Here is an 18324-nt window from a genome sequence, read left to right on the forward strand (position 1 = left end):
TCTTAGAATCCAATAAGAAAGGCCGTTGGCATTGCCGACGGCCTTTCTTATTAGAGTTGCTTTCTACTGGCTTGGCCGGGGCCCAACGCATCGGAGCTGGCCGTGGAAGTCGGCTACGCTTTCTAACCCGGAGAAACCAGTTCAGCCTGGCAGAGACTAGCAAAAAGCCCACGCGTATAATTATTCGGCTTATTTGTTTTAATTATTAAATATTTAATCATTTTTTAATGCGAAAGTGCGAAGTATTCAAAAAAATAGAAGATATTGCTTAACAATCCGCAATAAAATGCCGTAAGGATTGCCAAATAATCATTTTCACCAATACCAAAATCTCTTTTTATGACCAATAAATACTCGGCTGCGGCCTTGTTGCTGTTCGCTTCCTTCGCTTCGGCGCAGGCCCAGGATGCGGCAAAAATTGCTAATAAAGTAGTGGGTAACGATGGCCAGCCCGAACTGGTGCAGTTTACGGCCGAGGGCAAAGCCGCCCTGCGCGGTGTGAGCAGCGACCAAGTGCTGCGTCAGCAGCTGGCCCTGACCAACGCCGACCAGATGGTGCAGCGCAGCGCCGATACCGACCAGCTCGGCTTCGTACACCAGCGCTTCGCCCAGTTTTACCAGGGCATCCGCGTGGAGCATGCCGCCTATATCGTACACAGCAAAGGCGGCGCGGTAGAAGCTATCAACGGCGACTTTGAACGCATCATCAACCTGGATATCACGCCTTCAGTAAGCGAAAAATCAGCCCTGAATAGCGCGCTGGCGCACGTAGCTGCCCGCACCTACATGTGGCAGACCAGCGAGGCCAATGCAGAAGCCTTCAAGCCCAGCGGCGAGTTGGTGATTGTGGGCGACCACCGTACCGGCGAGAATGGCCCGCGGGTACTGGCCTGGAAATTCAACGTGTACGCCGCCGCTCCCGTGAGCCGCGCCTACATTTACGTAGATGCCCACTCCGGTGCCGTGGTGTTGCAGGACAATATCATCAAGCACGCGGCGGCTACCGGTACGTTCGCTACCGCCTACAGCGGCACCCGCTCCTTTGCCGATGGCACCACCACGGGCGGCTACTTTCTGCGCGAAGGCACCACCCGCGGCTTGGGTATCGAAACCTACAACTGCAAAAAAGGCAACAGCTACACCACTGCCACCGACTTCGTGGATGCGGACAACAGCTGGACTGAGTACAACAACGCCAACTTCGACAACGTAGCCGGCGATGCCCACGTGGGTGCCCAAGCCACCTACGACTACTGGAAGAACGTGCACGGCCGCAACTCGTACGACAACGCCGGCGCTAAAATCAAGAGCTACGTACACTTCGACGATACCCCTGGCGATGGCGTGGGCTACGAAAATGCCTATTGGAATGGCTCGGTGATGACTTACGGCGACGGTGCCGCACGTTTCCGCCCCCTCACGGCCCTCGACGTATGCGGCCACGAAATCGGCCATGCCGTGTGTGAGCGCACTGCTAACCTGACCTACTCGGGTGAGTCGGGTGCCATGAACGAAGGCTTGTCCGACATCTGGGGTGCTTCGATTGAGGCGTACGCCGTGGCCAACCTCGGCTTTACCTCAGGCGGCGTGAAAGCGAAGTCTACTTGGCTCATTGGTGAGGAGATTGACAAGCAGCAGGCGGCCCTGCGCTCGATGAGCGCGCCGAAAACCCTCGGCCAGCCCGCTTACTACAAAGGCGTGAACTGGTACACCGGCACGGCCGACAACGGCGGTGTGCACACCAACTCGGGTGTACTCAACCATTGGTACTACGTGCTGGCTGCTGGCGAAAGCGGCACTAACGAAGGTGGCGGCGCTTACAGCGTAACCGGCTTGGGCCTCGACGCTGCTGCTAAAATCACTTACCGCATGGAAAGCGTGTACATGGTCGCTTCCTCGACCTACGCGCAGGCTCGTACCTACTCCATTCAGGCCGCTACGGACCTGTACGGGGCTGGCTCGGCTCAGGTAACGGCCGTAACCAACGCTTGGTTTGCGGTGGGTGTGGGTGCTGCCGCTGGTGGCACTACGCCTCCCCCCACCACGAGCTACTGCGTAAGCAAAGGCACCAGCCAAGCCTACGAGTACATCAAACTGGTGCAGTTGGGTAGCATCAACCGGACTTCGGGTGCCGATGCCGGCTACTACAACGGCTCGGCCACTACCACCGGCGTAGCCGCTGGCTCGTCGCAGACCATCACCTACCAGACTGGCTTTGTTGGTACGGCTTACGCGGAGTACTTCCGCATCTATGCCGACTGGAACCAGGATGGTGACTTCATCGATGCCGGCGAAACCCTTGTATCGACGACCAACACGGCCGTGGTAACTACCGCCCGCAGCGCCAGCTTCACGGTGCCTACCACCGCCAAAAACGGCAAAACCCGCTTGCGCATCGTGATGAGCGACAATTCGGCCACCAACTACTGCGGCACCTACAGCTACGGCGAAACCGAAGACTATTCGGTAACCGTGAGCGGTGGTACCATCGTGGCCCCGACCCTGACCGGCGATGCCCCGACCCGCAGCGAGCTGCGCACCCTGACGATGTTCCCAAACCCCGCTACCGATGTGCTGAACCTGTCGCTGAGCGACAACGCCGCCATCACCAGCGTAATGGTGAACGACCTGCGCGGTGCCCGGGTAGCCGGTGTCAACTTTGCTGATGGTACGCTGCGCATTGGCGGCCTCGCCAAAGGCATGTACACCCTGACCGTGAGCGACGGCCAGAAGGTATACCACCAGCGCTTCGTGAAAGAGTAGGTCTTTCTGAGCTTGAAATAAGAAAGGGCTCCCGGCATTGCCGGGAGCCCTTTCTTATTCACCCTAAACCTGTGCACAAACGGTTGGTGCGAGCGGATGAAGTGAAGTCGCCTCGCTCATTGGCCAGGAGATTGACGAGCACCAGGCTGCCCTTCGCTCGATGAGCAGCCTCGCTAAAGGCAGGTACCTCACCAACCCGATTGATGGTGGCCAGCCATTCCCGTCAGCGCTTCGTGAAAGAACAGCCAGTTCTCGTTCCGGTATAGCAAAGAGGCCCGTCAGCAATGCTGACGGGCCTCTTTGTTGGTTATCAATTGATGATGGCTTGAGCCGGGCTTATTCCAGTGAATAATCCAGCTTTAGCATGAGGGTGCCGAAGCCGTCGGTATTGGCCGAGGCCCCGCCCAACCGCTTGTTGCTGATGTCGTCGAGCTGGTCGGTGGTGGTGAAGTAGTAGTTGCCTTCAAGGCCGGCGCGCCAGCGGTCGAACAGGTGCACACTAAAGCCGCCCCCAATGGGAAAGGCCCCGGCCAGGGCCGGGTAGTCGTTGCGCTCGGGGGCAAAAAAGGAGGTGCTGCTGTTGGCCCGGCTGGTACCCATATACGACCGCGGGTCGTAGAGCAATAGCCCCGCGCCGCCCTGCACGTAAACCTGAAAAATGGGCGGCTCGCCGCTTAAAGCCGCGAAAACGGACTCATCGTTCAGTAGGTCATAGCGCAGAAATACGGTGCCCAGGCCGTTGTGGCTGCTGAAAGCCAGGCCGCGCTCGGTCAGGTGGTCGCGTGCGCTCAGCGGTACGTAGCTGAACTCGCTGCCCAGGTGCAGGTGCGGCGTGAGGCGATAGAGCACGCCCAGGCTGCCGGCAAGGCCATAGAAATTGTCGCCGGGGCTGTTGCCCAGGTCGCCGTTGTAGAGGCCGGTGCCGCCGGCCAGGGTAACGTGCAGCGGGCCCTGGTAATAGGCGCGGCCCTGGGAATTGTAGCGGCGCACCTGCTGCCGGTGCTGGGCGGCGGCCGGGCTGGCGGCCAGGGCGCTGGCGGCCATCAGGCCCAAAACAAATGCTCGAAAGCGCATACGCGGAGGGGGGAATAGTGACTAAGCCGGTTTATACGGTGCTAACGCGGGCGGGGCCGAAACTGCTACGGGGCTAGGCTTACTTGAACGTGCCCTGCGGGTCGGGCAGCTTGGCCAGCAGGTCGGAAACAAAGCTAAAATCGAGGCTGCTGGGGCTGATGGCCTGGCCCTTGTGCACAGCGGCCCAGGCTTCGGCATATTTTTCCTGATAGTACAGGCCCCGGGCCAGCTCCTGCCAGGCGTTGGCGTTGGTGGGGCCGAGGGTGGTGGCGCGCTGCAACAGGTCGAGGCCCGTGGCAAGGTCCTTTTTCTTCTTGGTCTGGCCGTAGCGGATGAGGTAGCTGGTGCCGAGGTCGCTCAGCAGCAGGCCATTGGTGGGGGCCAGGCTCAGGCCGGAAGTGAGCAGGCCAATGGCGGCATCGGGGGTGGGCTGGGCGCTGGCCACAATGCCGAGGCCACGGTAAGCATCGGCGTTTTGGGGGTCGAGCAGCCAAGCCAGGTTGAAGCGGTAAGTAGCAGTATCGGGCTTATTCTCGCTCAGGTACTCAAAACCTTTCTTCGCAAAAAAGACGCTGGCTTCGGCCGGCGAGGCGAAGCTGGCGGCAATGGCCTTGAGCTGGGCTTCGCCGATGACCTGGGTGGCCCGGGCCGGCGTGAGGCCGCCGAACAGGGGCTGTAACCGGGCCGCGCGGGGCGACAGAGTGCTGGCGGCGGCACCCAGGCTGCCATCGGGGTTGGCGGTGCTGGTGCGGCTCTTGCGCTGGGCCCAGGCAGGTGCGGCCCCAAGCAGGCCCAACACCAACAGGGCCACCAGGGCCCGCGAAACAGTTTTTAGCGAAGCGGAAATCAACACGGATTTGAAATAAAGAAAGATGGATGCGGCCGGGCAAAATAGCAGCCAGAGCCGGTTCTGACAAAGATAAAGCCAGCGCTGCCAAGCAGGGGGGTAGGCCAGCACCGGAGCCGGAGCAAACTGTAGCCCGCCGCCGGGCGTAGGTGGGGCCACTGTGCCGGCTTCCGGCGGCAGCTTACTCCGTTTATTTTCGTAATGCGTCGTTTCCTGTTGATTACCCCGCTGGCTTTGCTGTTGGCCGTAGTAGTGTTGGTGCTCGCCACCGAATACGTGGCGGCCCGCCCCAGCCACCGCACCAAAGACGTGCCCTACGTGGCCGCCTCTGCTCCCGATTTTGACAAGGAACGGCACATTCTGGACGTGTATTCGCCCAAGAAAGCGGCCCCGGGCGCGGCGGGCTACCCGGTGGTGCTGTTCATTCATGGCGGGAGCTGGACGAGCGGCAACAAGAACATCTACAGCTTTATTGGCCGGCGGCTGGCCAAGCAGGGCGTGGTGGCCGTGGTGATAAACTACCGTCTCGCCCCGCCCGTGCACGTGCCCGAGCAAGCCGCGGACTGCGCCCGCGCCCTGGCCTGGACGGTGGCCAACATCAAGCAGTACGGCGGCGACCCGGCCCGCGTGTTTGTGATGGGCCACTCGGCCGGCGGCGGCCTGGCGGCACTACTGGCTACCGATGATGAGCTGCTGGCCCGCAACGGCCTGCCTCAGAACCCCGTGCGCGGGGCTATTATGGACGACCCGGCCGGGCTCGACATGTACAACTACCTCAAAGAATCGAAGTACGAAGGCGATGACAAATACAAAGTGCCTTTCGGCAACGACCCGGCCGTGTGGAAGGAAATGTCGCCCATCTATAAGATTAAGCCCAACCTGCCGCCGTTCATTTTCTACATTGGTGGCGAAACCTACCCGAGCATCAGCGGTAGCTCGGGGCGCTTTCGGGATAGGCTGAAAGCCACCGGGCAAGCTCCGGAGTACACCATTATTCCGGGCCGGCACCACATTCCGATGGTGCTACAGCTGTACTGGCAGCACAACATCATCTACAAAGGGCTGCTGAAACTGGTTGGGGCGTAAAAGCCAAGTCAGACCGTCATGCTGAACGCAGTGAAGCATGACCGTTTTTTTTGCTTATTTTCTACCCAAACAACCCGCCCTGGCGGGTGGGGCGCTCAAATTCGAGCAGCCATTTCTTGCGGTGCATGCCGCCTGCGTAGCCCGTGAGGCTGCCGTCGGCCCCGATAACGCGGTGGCAGGGCCACACGATGGCCAGCGGGTTCTGGCCGTTGGCCGCGCCCACGGCCCGCACGGATTTGGGGTTGTTCAGCAGCTTGGCTACGTCGCGGTAGGAGGCGGTGCGGCCGTAGCCGATGCCCGTGAGGGCCTGCCACACCTGGCGTTGGAAATCGGTGCCGGAAGCGGGCGCGTAGGCAAGAGTGAAATCGCGCAATTCGCGGCCGAAGTAGGCCACTAGCTGTTCGCGGGCCGGGCGCAGGCAGGCGGGGACGGCCGCTGGCCTTGTTGCTTCTGTCTCCTCATCGAGAAACGTGACGGCGCTCAAACCCGCTTCTGAGCCAGTGAGCGCGAGCGGGCCGAGGGGCGTGGCGAGAATGGCCGTGGTGTTCATCCTCCTAAAGTACGGTGCGGGGCCTGCCGGGGCAGGGGTGGAGCGGCGGCGCTCACCAAGGCCTGGGCCCGAAGCAGGGCCTCCGCGCTGGGTTGGTGCAGCACGCGGCCGGGGCCAGGCTGGCCAAGGTCGGCATCCCAGAGGCCGGACTGGTGCCACTGGTCGAGGTGGTCCCAGTCGGGCCGGTCGATGAGGGGGTAAAGGCAGACGCCTTGCAGCGGCAGGCCCTCGCGGAGCACGGCGGCGCATTCTTCGGCAACCATGCGCAGCCAAGTGGGCCGGTCGACGCCGGGATGGCTGGTTTCGGTGAGGGCGAAGGGACGGTGGTAGCGCTGGTAGGCGGCGCGCAGCAGCTGGCTTAGGGGCACCCAGCGCGGGTCGGGCACGTTGTCGTTCCAGCCCAGCTTGTTGGGGGTGCCGTTCTGCCACTGGTTGTCGTAGTAGTAGTTGAAGCCCACGATGTCGAGCAGGCTTTCGTGGCCACCCAGCTCGGGGCACAGGCGGCCGCTGAGAATGTCGGTAGCCTGAAACTGATTGCGGTGCGCCTCGGCGGCCCGGCGGCGCTCGTGCGGCGTAGCCCGCAGCGGCGGCACGATGTGCACCAGCGGCTCGGTGCTCAGGAAACGGATGCTGGGGTCGGCCTCGCGCAGGGCGTGGGCACCTTCGATGTAGGCGCGCATCAGGCCGTATTTTACGTCCCAGCCCTGGCCGTGGCAGTAGGGGGACGTACCCCGGGCATCGCCGCCGAGCCACGAAATAAAGCTGACCTCGTTGATGGGTGTAACGATGAGCACATCGTCGGGCCGCTGCGAGCGGTAAAAATCCACAAAGGCGCGGCAGAGCGCGGCGAAGCGCCGGGCAAACAGCGGGTGCAGCGGCGTCAGGTCGTCGGGGTAGCCGAAATGGCACAGGTCCCACACTTGCTGCATGCCGTGGCGCTGGCCCGCGTCCAGCATCATTTTTACCGTGCTGAAATCGTACTGATAAGGCGTTTTCTCAATCATCGCCCAGCGAATACCCTCGCGCACGGTGCCGATGCGAAAGGGCTGTTGAGCGGCATAATCCTCATCAATCAACTGCAAATGGCCGGTGAGGGGCAGAAAATCGACGCGGTGGCCGAAGGCGTTGAGCTGGTCGGTGCACTCGTAGCCGCCCCACCAAAACGAGCGAAACGGGGAAGCAACAGGGGGAAAAACTTTCATAGCAAAGGGGCTGCGTGAAACCGGCGGCCACCCGCGTCAGCCCGGTAGCTGTGGTGGGCGCACCGGGGTTTTACCCCAAAAGGGAGGTTGGGGTTGGGGTTGCTCGACCGTCATAACGAGCTACTGCTGGTCTGCCGGGGCCGCTTTTGCCAGGTTCTTGGCCTCGATGAAAATGCGCTGCACCTCGGGGTGCTCTTTCCGGATGGCATCCTGCAGGTGCCCGATGGCGGTAGCCACTTCCGTGGAGGTGAGGTTGTCGGCAAAATCCACATCAAGGGCCATGATTACGTCGTTCGGCCCCAGGTACATGGTGAGCGGCGAGCGAATTTCGCGTACCTGCGGCTGGTCGCGGGCAATGCGCTCGAGGTTGGCCAGCGTGGCGGTATCCACGCCGGTGCCCACCAGCAGGCCTTTGGTGCGGCCCACCAAAAACACGGCCACCAGCATCAGCAGCAGGCCAATGGCAATGGAGGCGGCCCCGTCGAGGTACGGATTGTTGAACTGGTGGCCGAAAAACACGCCGGCCAGGGCCAGCAGCAGGCCGATGAGGGCGGCCAGGTTTTCCATTACCGACGCGAAAACCGCCGGGTCCTTGCTCGTGCGCAGCATCTTCACGAAACCGGTATTGGTGTCGGACTGAGCCAGCAACGCCTTCACGGAGAGGTACATGGCAATGCCCTCGAAGAGGAGCGAAACGCCCAGCACCACGTAGTTCCAACCCGCCGATTCGAGCGGCTCGGGGTTCTGAATGTGCTTGATGCCTTCGTAGAACGACATGCCGCCGCCCACGGCAAAAATCAGCACCGCCACAATCAGGCCCCAGAAATACAGCTCCTTGCTGTGCCCAAAGGGGTGCTCGGCATCGGGGGGGCGCTGGCTTTGGTGGGTGCCATAGAGCAGCAAGCCGCTGTTGCTGGTGTCGACCAGTGAGTGAATAGCCTCCGAAAGCATGGCCGATGAGCCGGTGAAATAGGCCGCCACGAACTTGCTGATGGCAATGGCAATGTTGGCGGCAATGCCACCGTAAAGAGAAACTTTGGATGCGTTAGCGTCGGCCATAGGTGCGCAAGTACGGATGAAACGGAGTTGTCGTTGGTAAAAGACTTAGGCGGAAGCCAGCGGGGAGGCCTTCTGGCGTTGCTGGCCATTGAGGGACGAGGCTTCGATGAAAATACGCTGGAACTCGGGGTATTTGCCTTTTATGGCCGTTTGCAGGCGCTCCACGGCCTGCTCTATCTCCACGGCCGTGAGGTGGTCGTTGAATGCGATGTCGAGGGCGAGAATGGCATCGGTGGGGCCGAGGTACATGGTGAGCGGCGCGCGCAGCTTCACCACGGCCGCATCCTGGCGGGCCAGGGCTTCGAGGCCGCGCAACACCTCGGGGCTGGCTCCTTCGCCCACCAGCAGCCCCCGGGCTTCGCGCAGCATAAATACCGCCATGCCCACCAGCAGCGCCCCAATGGCCATGGAGGCCGCGCCATCGAAGTATAGATTGTTGAAATAATGGCCGCAAAACACGCCCGCCAGCGCAATTACCAAGCCCACGAGCGCGGCCAGGTCTTCGAGCAGAATGGCAAACACGGCCGGGTCGCGGCTGTCGCGCAGGGCTTGCCAGAAACCCGCTTCGCCCTGGGTTTTGCGGAACTCGCGGTAGGCCAGCGCGCAGGCCGTGCCCTCAAACACCATCGCCAGGCCGAGCACCCAGTAGTTCCAGGTGGGGTCGGTGAGGGGGGCGGGAGCCTGCAGGTACTGGTAGCCTTTGTAGAGCGACATGCCCCCACCCACGGCAAAAATCATCACCGCCACAATCACCGTCCAGAAATACAGGTCCTTGCTGTGGCCAAATGGGTGCCGGGCATCGGCCGGTTGCGCGCTACGGTTGAGCCCGAAAAGAATCAGCCCGCCGTTGCCGCTATCCACGAGCGAGTGAATGCCTTCCGACAGCATGGCCGCGCTCCCGGTGAAGTAGGCCGCCACGAATTTGGAGATGGCAATGGCCACGTTCGCCCCAATAGCCCCGTAAACTACGATTTTAGAAGAACTGCCAGCCATGAACTTTTGATGAAGTTTGGCTGAAGCTTACGCGCTGAACGCGGCCGGGGTTGGTGTGCCTTACCGCCGCCGGGCCCGGCGCAACGCAATGCCCTGCACCACCCGCACCCCAATGATGCCCGCCAGCAGCCCCGGCAGCAGCAGCAGTAGCACCCAGGTATTGGCTTCGGGGTAGCTGCTGTGGGTTAGGTTGGCCAGGTGTATCATGAAATCGACGCAGTACCAAAACGCAAGTTCCACAAACCGACCCAGCACTTGCTGCGGCGCACTCATGCCCGCCGCTGCTTTAGCTGCCGCAGCGTCCGGGCGTTGCGCAGCGCCCCGTACGTGAGCCATAGCAGCAGCCCGGGAATAAATACCAGGTAAAAAGCCACGTTGAACAGGCCGTACCACGCCCTGCCGCCCGCCAACAGCGCCGCAATGGTGAGCCCGTACAGCGGCCGGAGCCGGAAGTAGGCCGGGCTGTTGGCCGCCGTGGCGTGGGGGCAGGCATGGGCGTAGCAGTAGCGGGTGCAGCGGGCAGCGGCGTAGGCGCTGGTGGGCGGATGCGGGGCCGTTGCGTTCATCCAGAAGCCGAAAAGGAGCGGCAGCGCGGCGAGGAGCAGGGTGAGCAGGAGGGGGCGCATGGGATGTGAAGTAAGCCGGAAAATGCCGGCCATCAGTAAAAATGGCTCAATGGGCTGTTTCATAAACTGGACACAAACTAGGTGCTAAAAGAGCATGGGCTGATGCGCCCACTGCTCGCCCAAACAAAGGCCGGACCGGGCGCGGATTATAACCGCAGGTCCGCGAAGCTAAAGTCCGCGCTACTTTCGCCCTCATGTCCGCACCTACTTTGCAGCGCCGCCTCGGCCTGGTTCAAGCTACTGCTCTTAATATGATTGATATGGTGGGCATTGGCCCCTTTGTCACCCTGCCGCTCGTGATGGGCTTTATGGGGCCTAATTTCCTGCTGGCCTGGCTGGTGGGCGCGGCCCTGGCCTCCGTCGACGGCCTGATTTGGAGCGAGCTGGGCGCGGCCTATCCCGAAGCCGGCGGCAGCTACCGTTTCCTCAAGCTGGCCTATGGCGAGCAGAAGTGGGGCCGCTACATGTCGTTCCTCTACGTGTGGCAAACGCTGATTCAGTCGCCGTTGGTGTTGGCTTCCGGGGCCATCGGCTTCGCCCAATACTTCGGCTACCTCGTGCCGATGACCGAATGGTGGCAGCCCAAAGCCGTGGCCGGCGCGGTGGTGCTACTGCTCGTTGTGCTGCTCTACCGCCGCATCGAGGACATCGGCAAGTTAGGCGTGGCCCTGTGGGTGGGCGTGCTGAGCCTGATGGGCTGGCTGATTTTCGGTGGCGTCACGCACCCCAACCACCACGTCGATATTTTTCCGGTTGGCGGATTTTCGGCCTTGCCGGGGCTGCTCATTTCGGCGGCCATGGGGCAGGCGGCCGTCAAAACCATCTATTCCTACCTCGGCTACTACAACGTGTGCCACCTGGGGGCCGAAATCAAGGGGCCGGAAAAAGTCATTCCGCGCAGCATTTTTCTCAGTATTCTGGGCATCGCGGCCCTTTACCTGCTGCTGAACTGGAGCGTGGGCACGGTCATCGGCTGGCAGGAGGTGCAGGGCTGGCAGGCCAGCGCCGGCGACAAGTCGCAGTTCATCATCAGCGTGTTTATGGAGCGGCTGTACGGGCCCACGGCGGCCAACGTGGCCACGGCCATGGTGCTGCTGGTGGCGTTCGCGTCGCTGTTCGCGGTGCTGCTGGGCTACTCGCGCATTCCCTACGCGGCGGCGGCCGACGGCGAGTTTCTGCCCATCTTCGGCAAACTGCACCCCACCAAGCAGTTTCCGTACGTGTCGCTGCTGCTGCTGGGCGGCGTGGGCTTCGTGTTTAGCCTGCTGTTTCGGCTGGGCGAGGTTATTTCGGCCATTCTGGCCATGCGCATTCTGGTGCAGTTTGTGGGCCAGGCCGTGGGGCTGATGCTGCTGCGAAAGCGGCGCGGCACCAGCGCGCTGCCGTTCAAAATGCCGCTCTACCCGCTGCCGGTAATTCTGGCCATCATCGTGTGGCTGTTCGTGTTTGTGGGCATCGCTCCAGCCGAGGTAGAGTGGGGCGGAGTGCACTTCAAGCTGTACTTTCAGGTGGCCGCGCTGGGCATGATGGCGCTGGGCACGGGCGCGTTCCTGCTCTGGAGCCGCCGGCTAGGGCGCTGGCCATTCGCGCGGTAAGTGGTGATATAGCCGCCACCATTTCCTCATCGTCCGGCGCGATGATGTCGAGTGTGTGCGTTTTCTTGCTTCAAGGCACATACAATGTCCAGAACTGGTTCGGCACCCGACACCGGCCGCATTGCCTACCCCAGCCACCACCCCAGCCCACCCGCCACCAGCGCGCCGGTCAGGGTATTTAGGAAGTTGACGGCATTGTTGCTCAGGATACCGCGCCGCTCCAGCGTAGCACCCAGCACTGAATCAATCAAATTGCCGGCCGTGCCCGCTACCAGCAGCCCACCAAACGCCGGTCCCCAGCCGAACCCTTGGCAATAGGCCGCCGCCAGCACGGCCGAACCGGCCAGCCCCAGCGCCGTGCCTTCCAGGCTCACCACGCCGTTCAGGCCACGGGTAGCGGGGCGTAGCGTGAGGATGTGGTAGTAGCGGCGGCCATACAAGTTGCCCAATTCCGACGAGAGCGTATCGGCCGTGGCGGCGGCGAAGCTGCCGGCCAGCATCAGGCTGGCCAGCGGGGCGGCAGTCGGAAACTGCCAGGCCAGCAGGCCCAGTGCGCCGGCCACGCCGGCATTGGCCACCACCTGCCCGGCGGTGCGGCGACCCTTGTTTTCCTCGGCCAGCCCGAGGCGGCGCTTGTCGGCCACGCGCCAACCGGATGCCGCCGTGCCCAATGCAAAGAACAGGGCCAGCAGCGCCAGACCCGTAAAGCCGCTGCCGAGGTAAATGAGCAGGCCCAGTGCCCCGCCCGTGGCGGCAGCCGTCGCCGTCAGCTTGCCCCGGCGCACGCTGTAGAACATGCCGAGGCCGAGCAGCAGCAGCACCGGGATGAATGAGGGCCAGTTACTCATGAGGAAGAAGCAAACGGCAGTGGGCGAACTGACTCAACCTAATATTGGTGGTCACCGGGCTGTTCAGCATCTTTTGCGCGACGAGAGACTCGTTTGGCACGAAAACCCAGGCAGGTAATGGCGGTGAAAAAAAATAGCCCGAGGCCAAGCCAAAAGAACTCTCCATTATTCAGATTCTTTTGCTCCGGATGAACCAGTTTCTCATATAGTTGCCCCAAAAAAACGAACCACAAAAGTGCGCCCAGCGTCAGCAGCATCACCGTAATCAATCGTAGCAGACAGCCCATACCGGAAAAGTTACACCAGCCGCTTTTCGTAGCAGAAGAACCGCAGCCCCGGCCGGAAGGCCAATGTGATTTCGCCCGCAAACCGGTAGCCCAGCTTCGGGAAAAGCCGCTGCGTCGCGGCGTTTTCGGAGTTCGTGTCAACTCGTAGAAACCGCAAGCCTGCTGCCACCGCCTGCTTTTCAGCTTGCGCCATCAGGGCCAGCGCGACGCCCTGGCCCTGCGCGGCCGGGTCCACGGCCAGGCGGTGCGTGACGAGGGCGGGCTGGGTCACGTCCCAGTCGGCCTGGGCGTATTCGGTATCCTGGTCCTGGGTGAGGGCGGCCACGCCGGCCACCGCGCCCGCCAGCTCGGCCACCCAAAGGTGGTTTTGCGCAATGTCAGCCCTAAAAACAGCCTCGTTTGGGTAGTCAGCCGACCATTGGAAGTTGCCGCTGGCCTGCATCAGCGGCACCACGCGCCGCATCAGGGCCAGTAGCGCCGGTAAGTCGGCCAAGGTGGCGCGGCGAATTAGGGGCGAAGCCGCAGCCGGCAATATCTTTGGGGCCATTACTGGTTTTGTCGTTCAATGGATAGGACTGCTGGCTTCGAACCAGCCAATGCGGGTTCGAGCCCTGCCGAAACCACTTTTTTTGCCAGCCGCGCGGGTTAGCCGCGCCGTAGCACGGCCGCCGCTTCCTTAGCGAAATAGGTCAGGATGGCATCGGCCCCGGCGCGCTTAATGCTGGTGAGCACCTCCATCATGGTGCGCTCGCCATCGACCCAGCCGTTCTGGGCGGCGGCTTTTATCATGGCGTACTCGCCGCTCACGTTGTAGGCCGTCACGGGCAGGTGGGTGTGGTTTTTTACTTCCCGAATGATGTCGAGGTAGCTCAGTGCAGGCTTAATCATCACCATGTCGGCCCCTTCGGCTTCGTCGAGGGCCAGCTCGCGCAGGGCCTCGAGGCGGTTGGCGGGGTTCATCTGGTAGCTTTTCTTATCGCCCTTTTTCGGGGCCGAAGCCAGCGCCTCGCGGAACGGGCCGTAAAACGCCGACGCGTACTTGGCCGTGTAGCTCATGATGCTGACGTGGGCGAAGCCGTTCTCATCGAGCACCCGCCGAATCCAAGCCACGCGGCCGTCCATCATATCGCTGGGCCCAATGATGTCGGCTCCGGCGCGGGCCTGGGCGAGGGCCATCTGGCCCAATACTTCGAGGCTGGCGTCGTTGAGAATTTCGCCCGAATCGGGGTCCACCACGCCGTCGTGGCCGTCGGAGCTGTAGGGGTCCATGGCCACGTCAGTCATGATAACGACCTCCGGAAACTGCCGCTTGATGTCGGCCACCGCTTTCAGATACAGGCCTTCCAGGTTGGTGCTTTCGCGGGCCATCGGGTCCTTCAGCACTTCGTTGATGTTGGGGAAGGGGGCGAAGGCTTTCACGCCCAGCTCCACGCACTGCCCGATTTCGTCAATCACGCGGTCGGCCGTAAAACGCATGATGCCGGGCATCGACTTAATTTCCTCGGTCTGGTTCTGGCCTTCGGTGATGAACAGCGGGTAGATGAAGTCGTGGGCGGTGAGGCGGGTTTCCTGCACCATATCACGAATAACGGCGGACTTGCGGTTGCGGCGGGGGCGGTGAGTGGGAAGCATAAGCTACGAGCGGCGGCAGACGCGCCGACAATGGATTTGAATGAGAAATTGCAGGCTAAGAAGCGAAACGAAGCCGCAAAGTTCGGCCCGAAACCCTACCGCCGCCCAAATGGGTCGAGGTAAGCGACCAGAATGGCCAGCGCCGCCGCGGCCGCCACAATGCCCCACACCAGCCCGCCGCCGCTCAGCAGCAGGCCCAGCAGCGCGATGGGTAGGGTGACGATGCCCAGAATGCCAAACACCGTGGTGCCTAGTCCTGCTTCGGCCGAGGCATGCGCCCGGTGCAGTAGCGGGCGGTGGGTACGCCTGACTGAGGAGGCCGATGCGGGCGCTACGCTGGCTACAGTTTCGGCCGGCCTAGCGGCCGGATGCGGCGCAGTGGCCCGCAATGGCCCTGCTTCAATGGTGGATGGCAATGCCGCCGTCGCCGCGCGCGGAGCTGCCTCCGCTGCGGCAACCGGAGCCGCTACCGGTACGGGTGCCCTGGCCACGCGTGGAGCAGGCATTGCCGTAGTCGCCCGCAACACCGCCGGCTGAAACGAAAAGCTCGGCCGGCTGCTCTGGCAGCCGCCGGCCAGAGAGCCAAGGGCTACCAGCAGGACCAACGAGCGGAAAGAAAAACGACGAAAGGGCGTAGCAACAGGCATAAGAGAAACCGAAAGTAAAGTCAGCGTTGGGCTGTACGAAGATTCACGGTTTTTCGCTACCCGGCGGCCAGCTTTGCCGCCGCCTGCCAGCCGGTGCCCGCGCCCAGCGCCACACCCATGCCGTTGCAGCGCACGGCGGCCAGCACCCCCGGCCGTACCCAGTCGATGATGGGAGCCAGCGCCGGCCCAAAACCCATCACCCCACTCCAGCGGTAATCAATGCGCGGCTGCCGGCCGGGCACAATTACCTCGTGCAGCAGGTCTTCCAGGTATTGCTGCACCGGCGCAGTGAGGCCGGGCGCAGTAGTTGCTTCGGCCTTGAAGTCGAGGTTGCGGCCTCCGCCCAGTAAAATTCGGTGGTCGGGCAGCTGCCGGAAATACGCATAGCCGTGGTCGTAGTGAAACGTGCCGCGCAGGCTAACTTCGGGCAGTGGCTCGGTCACCAGTACCTGGCCGCGGCCGGGCGCGACGGCTAGCTCGGGCAGTAGCTCGGTGGCGAAGGCGTTGGTGGCCAGTAGCACCTGCCCGGCCCCCACGGCTGCCCCGTTGGCGAGCTGCAGCCGGTGGCCGCTAGCTGCTGTTTCGATGGCCGCTACAGCGCAGTTGGTGAGCACGGGTACATCGGCGGCCCAGGTGCGGGCCAGCAGGGCGCGCATCATGCGGCCGGCGTCGAGGCTGCCTTCGTGCTCGTTTTTCAGCAGCGTGCCCACGCCCCCGAAGCCGAAGTGGCCCGCCTCGGCGCTGGCTTCGCGAAAGGTGCGGGCCTGGCCCACCACCGGGGCCAGCAGCTCGTTGAAATAGTCGATTTTATTGCTGCACTCGGCTGCCAACCCGGCTTCGGCGTGCCGGAACAGCTCGTAGCCGCCCACCGGCTGGTAGTCGAGCGCGGCATCGCTCACCAGCTCGCGCAAGCGGGCCAGTCCGGCCCAGCGGGCTGCCACCATGGCTTGCAGGTCGCCATGCTTCTCCTGCTCAATCAATTCCGAAATCGACCCGAAGCAGGCAAAGCCAGCGTTTTTGGTGCTGGCTCCGCTGGGCAGCGGGCCGCGCTCCAGCACCACCACGCGCCAATCGGGCCGCAGCTGTTTCAGGTACAGCGCCGCCGTCAGGCCCACCAGCCCCGCACCCACGATGGCCACGTCGGCCGGGCCGAAGAAGGACTGATGCTCCCAGTAGGAGAGGTTAGGGGTGGCCATAGAGCTAAAAGTAGTCTGTCATCCTGAGCGTAGCGAAGGATAACAGACTAGGCCTAAAAAGCCAGAATCACTTCCGCAATAATATCGCAGGCCGCGTGCAGCTGCTCCTCGGTAATCACCAGCGGCGGGGCGAAGCGGATGATGTCGCCGTGCGTGGGTTTGGCCAGCAGGCCGCGCTCCATCAGGGTTACGCACACGTCCCAGGCGGTGCGTCCGTCGGCGGCGGGTACAATCACCACCGCGTTCAGCAGGCCTTTGCCGCGCACCAGGGCCACTACTTCGGGGCGCTGGGCCTGCACTTGGCGCATGCGGTCCCGGAAAATTTCGCCCAGGCGGGCGGCATTCTCGGCTAGCTTTTCGTCGATGAGTACATCCAGGGCGGCCCGCATCACGGCGCAGGCCAGCGGGTTGCCGCCAAACGTGGAGCCGTGCTGGCCGGGCTGAATGGTGAGCATGATTTCATCATCGGCCAGCACCGCCGACACCGGCAACACCCCCCCGCTCAGGGCCTTGCCCAGAATGAGAATGTCGCCGCGGGTGGCCTCGTGGTCGCAGCACAGTAGCTTGCCGGTGCGGCCCAGCCCGGTCTGAATCTCATCGGTGATGAACAGCACGTTGTGCGCCTTGCAGACGGCGGCGGCCTGGGCCAGGTAGCCCACGGCGGGCACCATTACGCCGGCCTCACCCTGAATGGGCTCGACCATGAAGCCGCACACGTGTGGGTCGCGCAGGGCTTCTTCCAGCGCTTCGATGTCGTTGTAGGGCACCACCCGGTAGCCGGGCATGTAGGGCCCGAAACCGCCCGTGCTGTCGCCGTCGGTGCTGAAGGAGATGATGCCCGTGGTGCGCCCGTGGAAGTTGTGCTCGGCCACCACAATCTGGGCCATATTCGGGGCAATGCCTTTTTCCTGGTAGCCCCACTTGCGGGCCAGCTTCAGAGCGGTTTCCACGGCTTCAGCCCCGGAATTCATCAGCAAAGCCTTATCGTAGCCAAACAGCTCACAGACCTGCTTTTCGGCCGCCCCCAACTGGTCATTAAAAAAAGCCCGCGACGTGAGCGTGAGCTGCTGGGCCTGCTTCGTCAGCGCGTCGATAATGCGCGGGTGGCAATGCCCCTGGTTCACGGCCGAGTAGGCCGAGAGGAAGTCGAAATACTGCTTGCCATCCACGTCCCACAGGTGCACGCCTTCGCCGCGGTTCAACACCACGGGCAGCGGGTGGTAGTTGTGAGCGCCATACTGGTCTTCGAGCTCCATGAGCTCGGCGGCGCGGGCGGAGGTGGCGGTGGGGGAGGCGGTGGCGTGCATGAGGCGAGCGGGAATTGATGAGGCCCGAAATTACGCAAAAGCCCCCGCCCAATTGCCGGTCAGGGACGGGCCGGGGCCACGCGATGCAGCGTCATCTCGAAATTCTGCATCCACTGCGTGCCGTCGCGCGAGAACTCGCCCACTTCGTGCCACCGGCCCTGCGCATCGAGCCCGATGGTGAAACGGACCTTGCCCGCGCCGGGGTAATCGAAGCCCCACACGAAGCTTTTGCCGTCGGCCGCGGGCGTGGCCAACGCGTCGGTATAGGCCCCATCGGCCCGGTAGGCCCGCATGCGGAACGTGTTGCTGGCCGCATCGAAAGCCACCGTGGCGAAGGCGTTGTGGATGGTGCGCTGTGGGTTGGCTTTGTCCATTCCCAAGCCTTCGATGGTGAGCAGATTGCCGCCAAGCTTACGCCGTACGGTTTCGGTTTGGTTGAATTCGCTGCGCTGCCCGGGTCCGAGCTGAATCCAGCCCGCGCCCTGCCAGTCACCCTCCAAAAACAAAAACGGCTGCACCTTTGGCGGGGCCGGGGCGGCAGGCTGGGCCACAGCAAGGCGGGCCAGCAATCCAATAATCAGCAAAAAACAAAAGCGAAGCGTGTGCATACTG

The 18324-nt window shown here is 62.7% G+C and carries 19 protein-coding genes and 1 tRNA gene; 4 read left to right on the forward strand and 16 right to left on the reverse strand.

The genetic code is table 11. The annotated features are described in order from the left end of the window. Window positions 1-339 precede the first annotated feature (339 nt). Window positions 340-2763, forward strand: coding sequence for a M4 family metallopeptidase (locus ABIB44_RS12125; RefSeq protein WP_354584932.1), 2424 nt, complete (start codon window positions 340-342; stop codon window positions 2761-2763). Between the two features lie 336 nt (window positions 2764-3099). Here the strand turns inward: ABIB44_RS12125 and ABIB44_RS12130 are convergent, their stop codons facing one another. Next, window positions 3100-3837 carry a hypothetical protein gene (locus tag ABIB44_RS12130; RefSeq protein WP_354584933.1) on the reverse strand — a complete coding sequence of 246 codons (738 nt, stop codon included), beginning with the start codon at window positions 3835-3837 and terminating at the stop codon, window positions 3100-3102. 79 nt (window positions 3838-3916) lie between these two features. Continuing rightward, complete coding sequence (locus ABIB44_RS12135; RefSeq protein ID WP_354584934.1) at window positions 3917-4690, reverse strand: tetratricopeptide repeat protein; 774 nt, start codon at window positions 4688-4690, stop codon at window positions 3917-3919. A gap of 195 nt (window positions 4691-4885) precedes the next feature. Here ABIB44_RS12135 and ABIB44_RS12140 point away from each other — a divergent pair, with 195 nt between their 5' ends. Then, window positions 4886-5770 carry an alpha/beta hydrolase gene (locus tag ABIB44_RS12140; RefSeq protein ID WP_354584935.1) on the forward strand — a complete coding sequence of 295 codons (885 nt, stop codon included), beginning with the start codon at window positions 4886-4888 and terminating at the stop codon, window positions 5768-5770. A gap of 61 nt (window positions 5771-5831) precedes the next feature. On the opposite strand, the gene ABIB44_RS12145 is transcribed toward ABIB44_RS12140, so the two are convergent. From ABIB44_RS12145 to ABIB44_RS12170, 6 genes are all read right to left on the reverse strand, one after another. Beyond that, a complete protein-coding gene (locus tag ABIB44_RS12145) occupies window positions 5832-6320 on the reverse strand; it encodes a methylated-DNA--[protein]-cysteine S-methyltransferase (protein ID WP_354584936.1) in 489 nt (162 codons plus the stop codon). Continuing rightward, window positions 6317-7522, reverse strand: coding sequence for an amine oxidase (locus ABIB44_RS12150; RefSeq protein ID WP_354584937.1), 1206 nt, complete (start codon window positions 7520-7522; stop codon window positions 6317-6319). Before ABIB44_RS12150 ends, ABIB44_RS12145 begins: the two co-directional genes overlap by 4 nt. Window positions 7523-7642: 120 nt before the next feature. Continuing rightward, window positions 7643-8581, reverse strand: a complete 939-nt coding sequence (locus tag ABIB44_RS12155; RefSeq protein ID WP_354584938.1) for a cation diffusion facilitator family transporter — start codon at window positions 8579-8581, stop codon at window positions 7643-7645. A gap of 45 nt (window positions 8582-8626) precedes the next feature. Next, window positions 8627-9574: a cation diffusion facilitator family transporter gene (locus tag ABIB44_RS12160; RefSeq protein WP_354584939.1), complete on the reverse strand. Its 948-nt coding sequence runs from the start codon at window positions 9572-9574 to the stop codon at window positions 8627-8629. A 60-nt stretch (window positions 9575-9634) separates the two neighbouring features. After that, window positions 9635-9781 (reverse strand): hypothetical protein, encoded by a 147-nt coding sequence (locus tag ABIB44_RS12165; protein WP_354584940.1) that lies wholly within the window; start codon window positions 9779-9781, stop codon window positions 9635-9637. A 62-nt stretch (window positions 9782-9843) separates the two neighbouring features. Continuing rightward, window positions 9844-10200, reverse strand: coding sequence for a hypothetical protein (locus tag ABIB44_RS12170; protein ID WP_354584941.1), 357 nt, complete (start codon window positions 10198-10200; stop codon window positions 9844-9846). A gap of 194 nt (window positions 10201-10394) precedes the next feature. On the opposite strand from ABIB44_RS12170, the gene ABIB44_RS12175 reads away from it, so the two are divergent. After that, window positions 10395-11795 (forward strand): APC family permease, encoded by a 1401-nt coding sequence (locus tag ABIB44_RS12175; protein ID WP_354584942.1) that lies wholly within the window; start codon window positions 10395-10397, stop codon window positions 11793-11795. A gap of 125 nt (window positions 11796-11920) precedes the next feature. Here the strand turns inward: ABIB44_RS12175 and ABIB44_RS12180 are convergent, their stop codons facing one another. From ABIB44_RS12180 to ABIB44_RS12190, 3 genes are read right to left on the reverse strand one after another with little or no spacing between them, the layout of a single operon-like run. Continuing rightward, entirely contained in the window at window positions 11921-12643 is a 723-nt protein-coding gene (locus ABIB44_RS12180; RefSeq protein WP_354584943.1) for a DUF92 domain-containing protein, read from the reverse strand. A gap of 38 nt (window positions 12644-12681) precedes the next feature. Beyond that, window positions 12682-12930, reverse strand: coding sequence for a hypothetical protein (locus tag ABIB44_RS12185; protein ID WP_354584944.1), 249 nt, complete (start codon window positions 12928-12930; stop codon window positions 12682-12684). A 10-nt stretch (window positions 12931-12940) separates the two neighbouring features. Next, window positions 12941-13477: a GNAT family N-acetyltransferase gene (locus tag ABIB44_RS12190; protein ID WP_354584945.1), complete on the reverse strand. Its 537-nt coding sequence runs from the start codon at window positions 13475-13477 to the stop codon at window positions 12941-12943. 4 nt (window positions 13478-13481) lie between these two features. On the opposite strand from ABIB44_RS12190, the gene ABIB44_RS12195 reads away from it, so the two are divergent. Further along, window positions 13482-13553 (forward strand) — tRNA-Arg (locus ABIB44_RS12195). Window positions 13554-13575: 22 nt separating this feature from the next. On the opposite strand, the gene hemB is transcribed toward ABIB44_RS12195, so the two are convergent. The 5 genes from hemB to ABIB44_RS12220 all read right to left on the reverse strand — a co-directional run bounded on the left by hemB (window position 13576) and on the right by ABIB44_RS12220 (window position 18320). Further along, entirely contained in the window at window positions 13576-14562 is a 987-nt protein-coding gene (gene hemB / locus ABIB44_RS12200; RefSeq protein WP_354584946.1) for a porphobilinogen synthase, read from the reverse strand. A gap of 95 nt (window positions 14563-14657) precedes the next feature. Further along, window positions 14658-15209 (reverse strand): hypothetical protein, encoded by a 552-nt coding sequence (locus ABIB44_RS12205; RefSeq protein ID WP_354584947.1) that lies wholly within the window; start codon window positions 15207-15209, stop codon window positions 14658-14660. A gap of 56 nt (window positions 15210-15265) precedes the next feature. Beyond that, window positions 15266-16405 (reverse strand): NAD(P)/FAD-dependent oxidoreductase, encoded by a 1140-nt coding sequence (locus tag ABIB44_RS12210; RefSeq protein ID WP_354584948.1) that lies wholly within the window; start codon window positions 16403-16405, stop codon window positions 15266-15268. 53 nt (window positions 16406-16458) lie between these two features. Then, the gene (gene rocD / locus ABIB44_RS12215; protein ID WP_354584949.1) at window positions 16459-17712 is read right to left on the reverse strand and encodes an ornithine--oxo-acid transaminase; all 1254 of its coding nucleotides are present in this window, start codon (window positions 17710-17712) and stop codon (window positions 16459-16461) included. A gap of 59 nt (window positions 17713-17771) precedes the next feature. Continuing rightward, window positions 17772-18320: a hypothetical protein gene (locus ABIB44_RS12220; RefSeq protein WP_354584950.1), complete on the reverse strand. Its 549-nt coding sequence runs from the start codon at window positions 18318-18320 to the stop codon at window positions 17772-17774. Window positions 18321-18324: the final 4 nt, after the last annotated feature.

The organism is Hymenobacter sp. UYCo722, from assembly GCF_040547115.1.
Taxonomy (GTDB): domain Bacteria; phylum Bacteroidota; class Bacteroidia; order Cytophagales; family Hymenobacteraceae; genus Hymenobacter.

Excerpts from the sequence above, each read along its gene's own strand:
- ABIB44_RS12125 (WP_354584932.1), top strand. The coding sequence starts at position 340 with ATGACCAATAAATACTCGGCTGCGGCCTTGTTGCTGTTCGCTTCCTTC.
- ABIB44_RS12130 (WP_354584933.1), bottom strand. The coding sequence starts at position 3,837 with ATGCGCTTTCGAGCATTTGTTTTGGGCCTGATGGCCGCCAGCGCCCTG.
- ABIB44_RS12140 (WP_354584935.1), top strand. The coding sequence starts at position 4,886 with ATGCGTCGTTTCCTGTTGATTACCCCGCTGGCTTTGCTGTTGGCCGTA.
- ABIB44_RS12145 (WP_354584936.1), bottom strand. The coding sequence starts at position 6,320 with ATGAACACCACGGCCATTCTCGCCACGCCCCTCGGCCCGCTCGCGCTC.
- ABIB44_RS12150 (WP_354584937.1), bottom strand. The coding sequence starts at position 7,522 with ATGAAAGTTTTTCCCCCTGTTGCTTCCCCGTTTCGCTCGTTTTGGTGG.
- ABIB44_RS12155 (WP_354584938.1), bottom strand. The coding sequence starts at position 8,581 with ATGGCCGACGCTAACGCATCCAAAGTTTCTCTTTACGGTGGCATTGCC.
- ABIB44_RS12160 (WP_354584939.1), bottom strand. The coding sequence starts at position 9,574 with ATGGCTGGCAGTTCTTCTAAAATCGTAGTTTACGGGGCTATTGGGGCG.
- ABIB44_RS12165 (WP_354584940.1), bottom strand. The coding sequence starts at position 9,781 with ATGATACACCTGGCCAACCTAACCCACAGCAGCTACCCCGAAGCCAAT.
- ABIB44_RS12170 (WP_354584941.1), bottom strand. The coding sequence starts at position 10,200 with ATGCGCCCCCTCCTGCTCACCCTGCTCCTCGCCGCGCTGCCGCTCCTT.
- ABIB44_RS12175 (WP_354584942.1), top strand. The coding sequence starts at position 10,395 with ATGTCCGCACCTACTTTGCAGCGCCGCCTCGGCCTGGTTCAAGCTACT.
- ABIB44_RS12180 (WP_354584943.1), bottom strand. The coding sequence starts at position 12,643 with ATGAGTAACTGGCCCTCATTCATCCCGGTGCTGCTGCTGCTCGGCCTC.
- ABIB44_RS12185 (WP_354584944.1), bottom strand. The coding sequence starts at position 12,930 with ATGGGCTGTCTGCTACGATTGATTACGGTGATGCTGCTGACGCTGGGC.
- ABIB44_RS12190 (WP_354584945.1), bottom strand. The coding sequence starts at position 13,477 with ATGGCCCCAAAGATATTGCCGGCTGCGGCTTCGCCCCTAATTCGCCGC.
- hemB (WP_354584946.1), bottom strand. The coding sequence starts at position 14,562 with ATGCTTCCCACTCACCGCCCCCGCCGCAACCGCAAGTCCGCCGTTATT.
- ABIB44_RS12205 (WP_354584947.1), bottom strand. The coding sequence starts at position 15,209 with ATGCCTGTTGCTACGCCCTTTCGTCGTTTTTCTTTCCGCTCGTTGGTC.
- ABIB44_RS12210 (WP_354584948.1), bottom strand. The coding sequence starts at position 16,405 with ATGGCCACCCCTAACCTCTCCTACTGGGAGCATCAGTCCTTCTTCGGC.
- rocD (WP_354584949.1), bottom strand. The coding sequence starts at position 17,712 with ATGCACGCCACCGCCTCCCCCACCGCCACCTCCGCCCGCGCCGCCGAG.
- ABIB44_RS12220 (WP_354584950.1), bottom strand. The coding sequence starts at position 18,320 with ATGCACACGCTTCGCTTTTGTTTTTTGCTGATTATTGGATTGCTGGCC.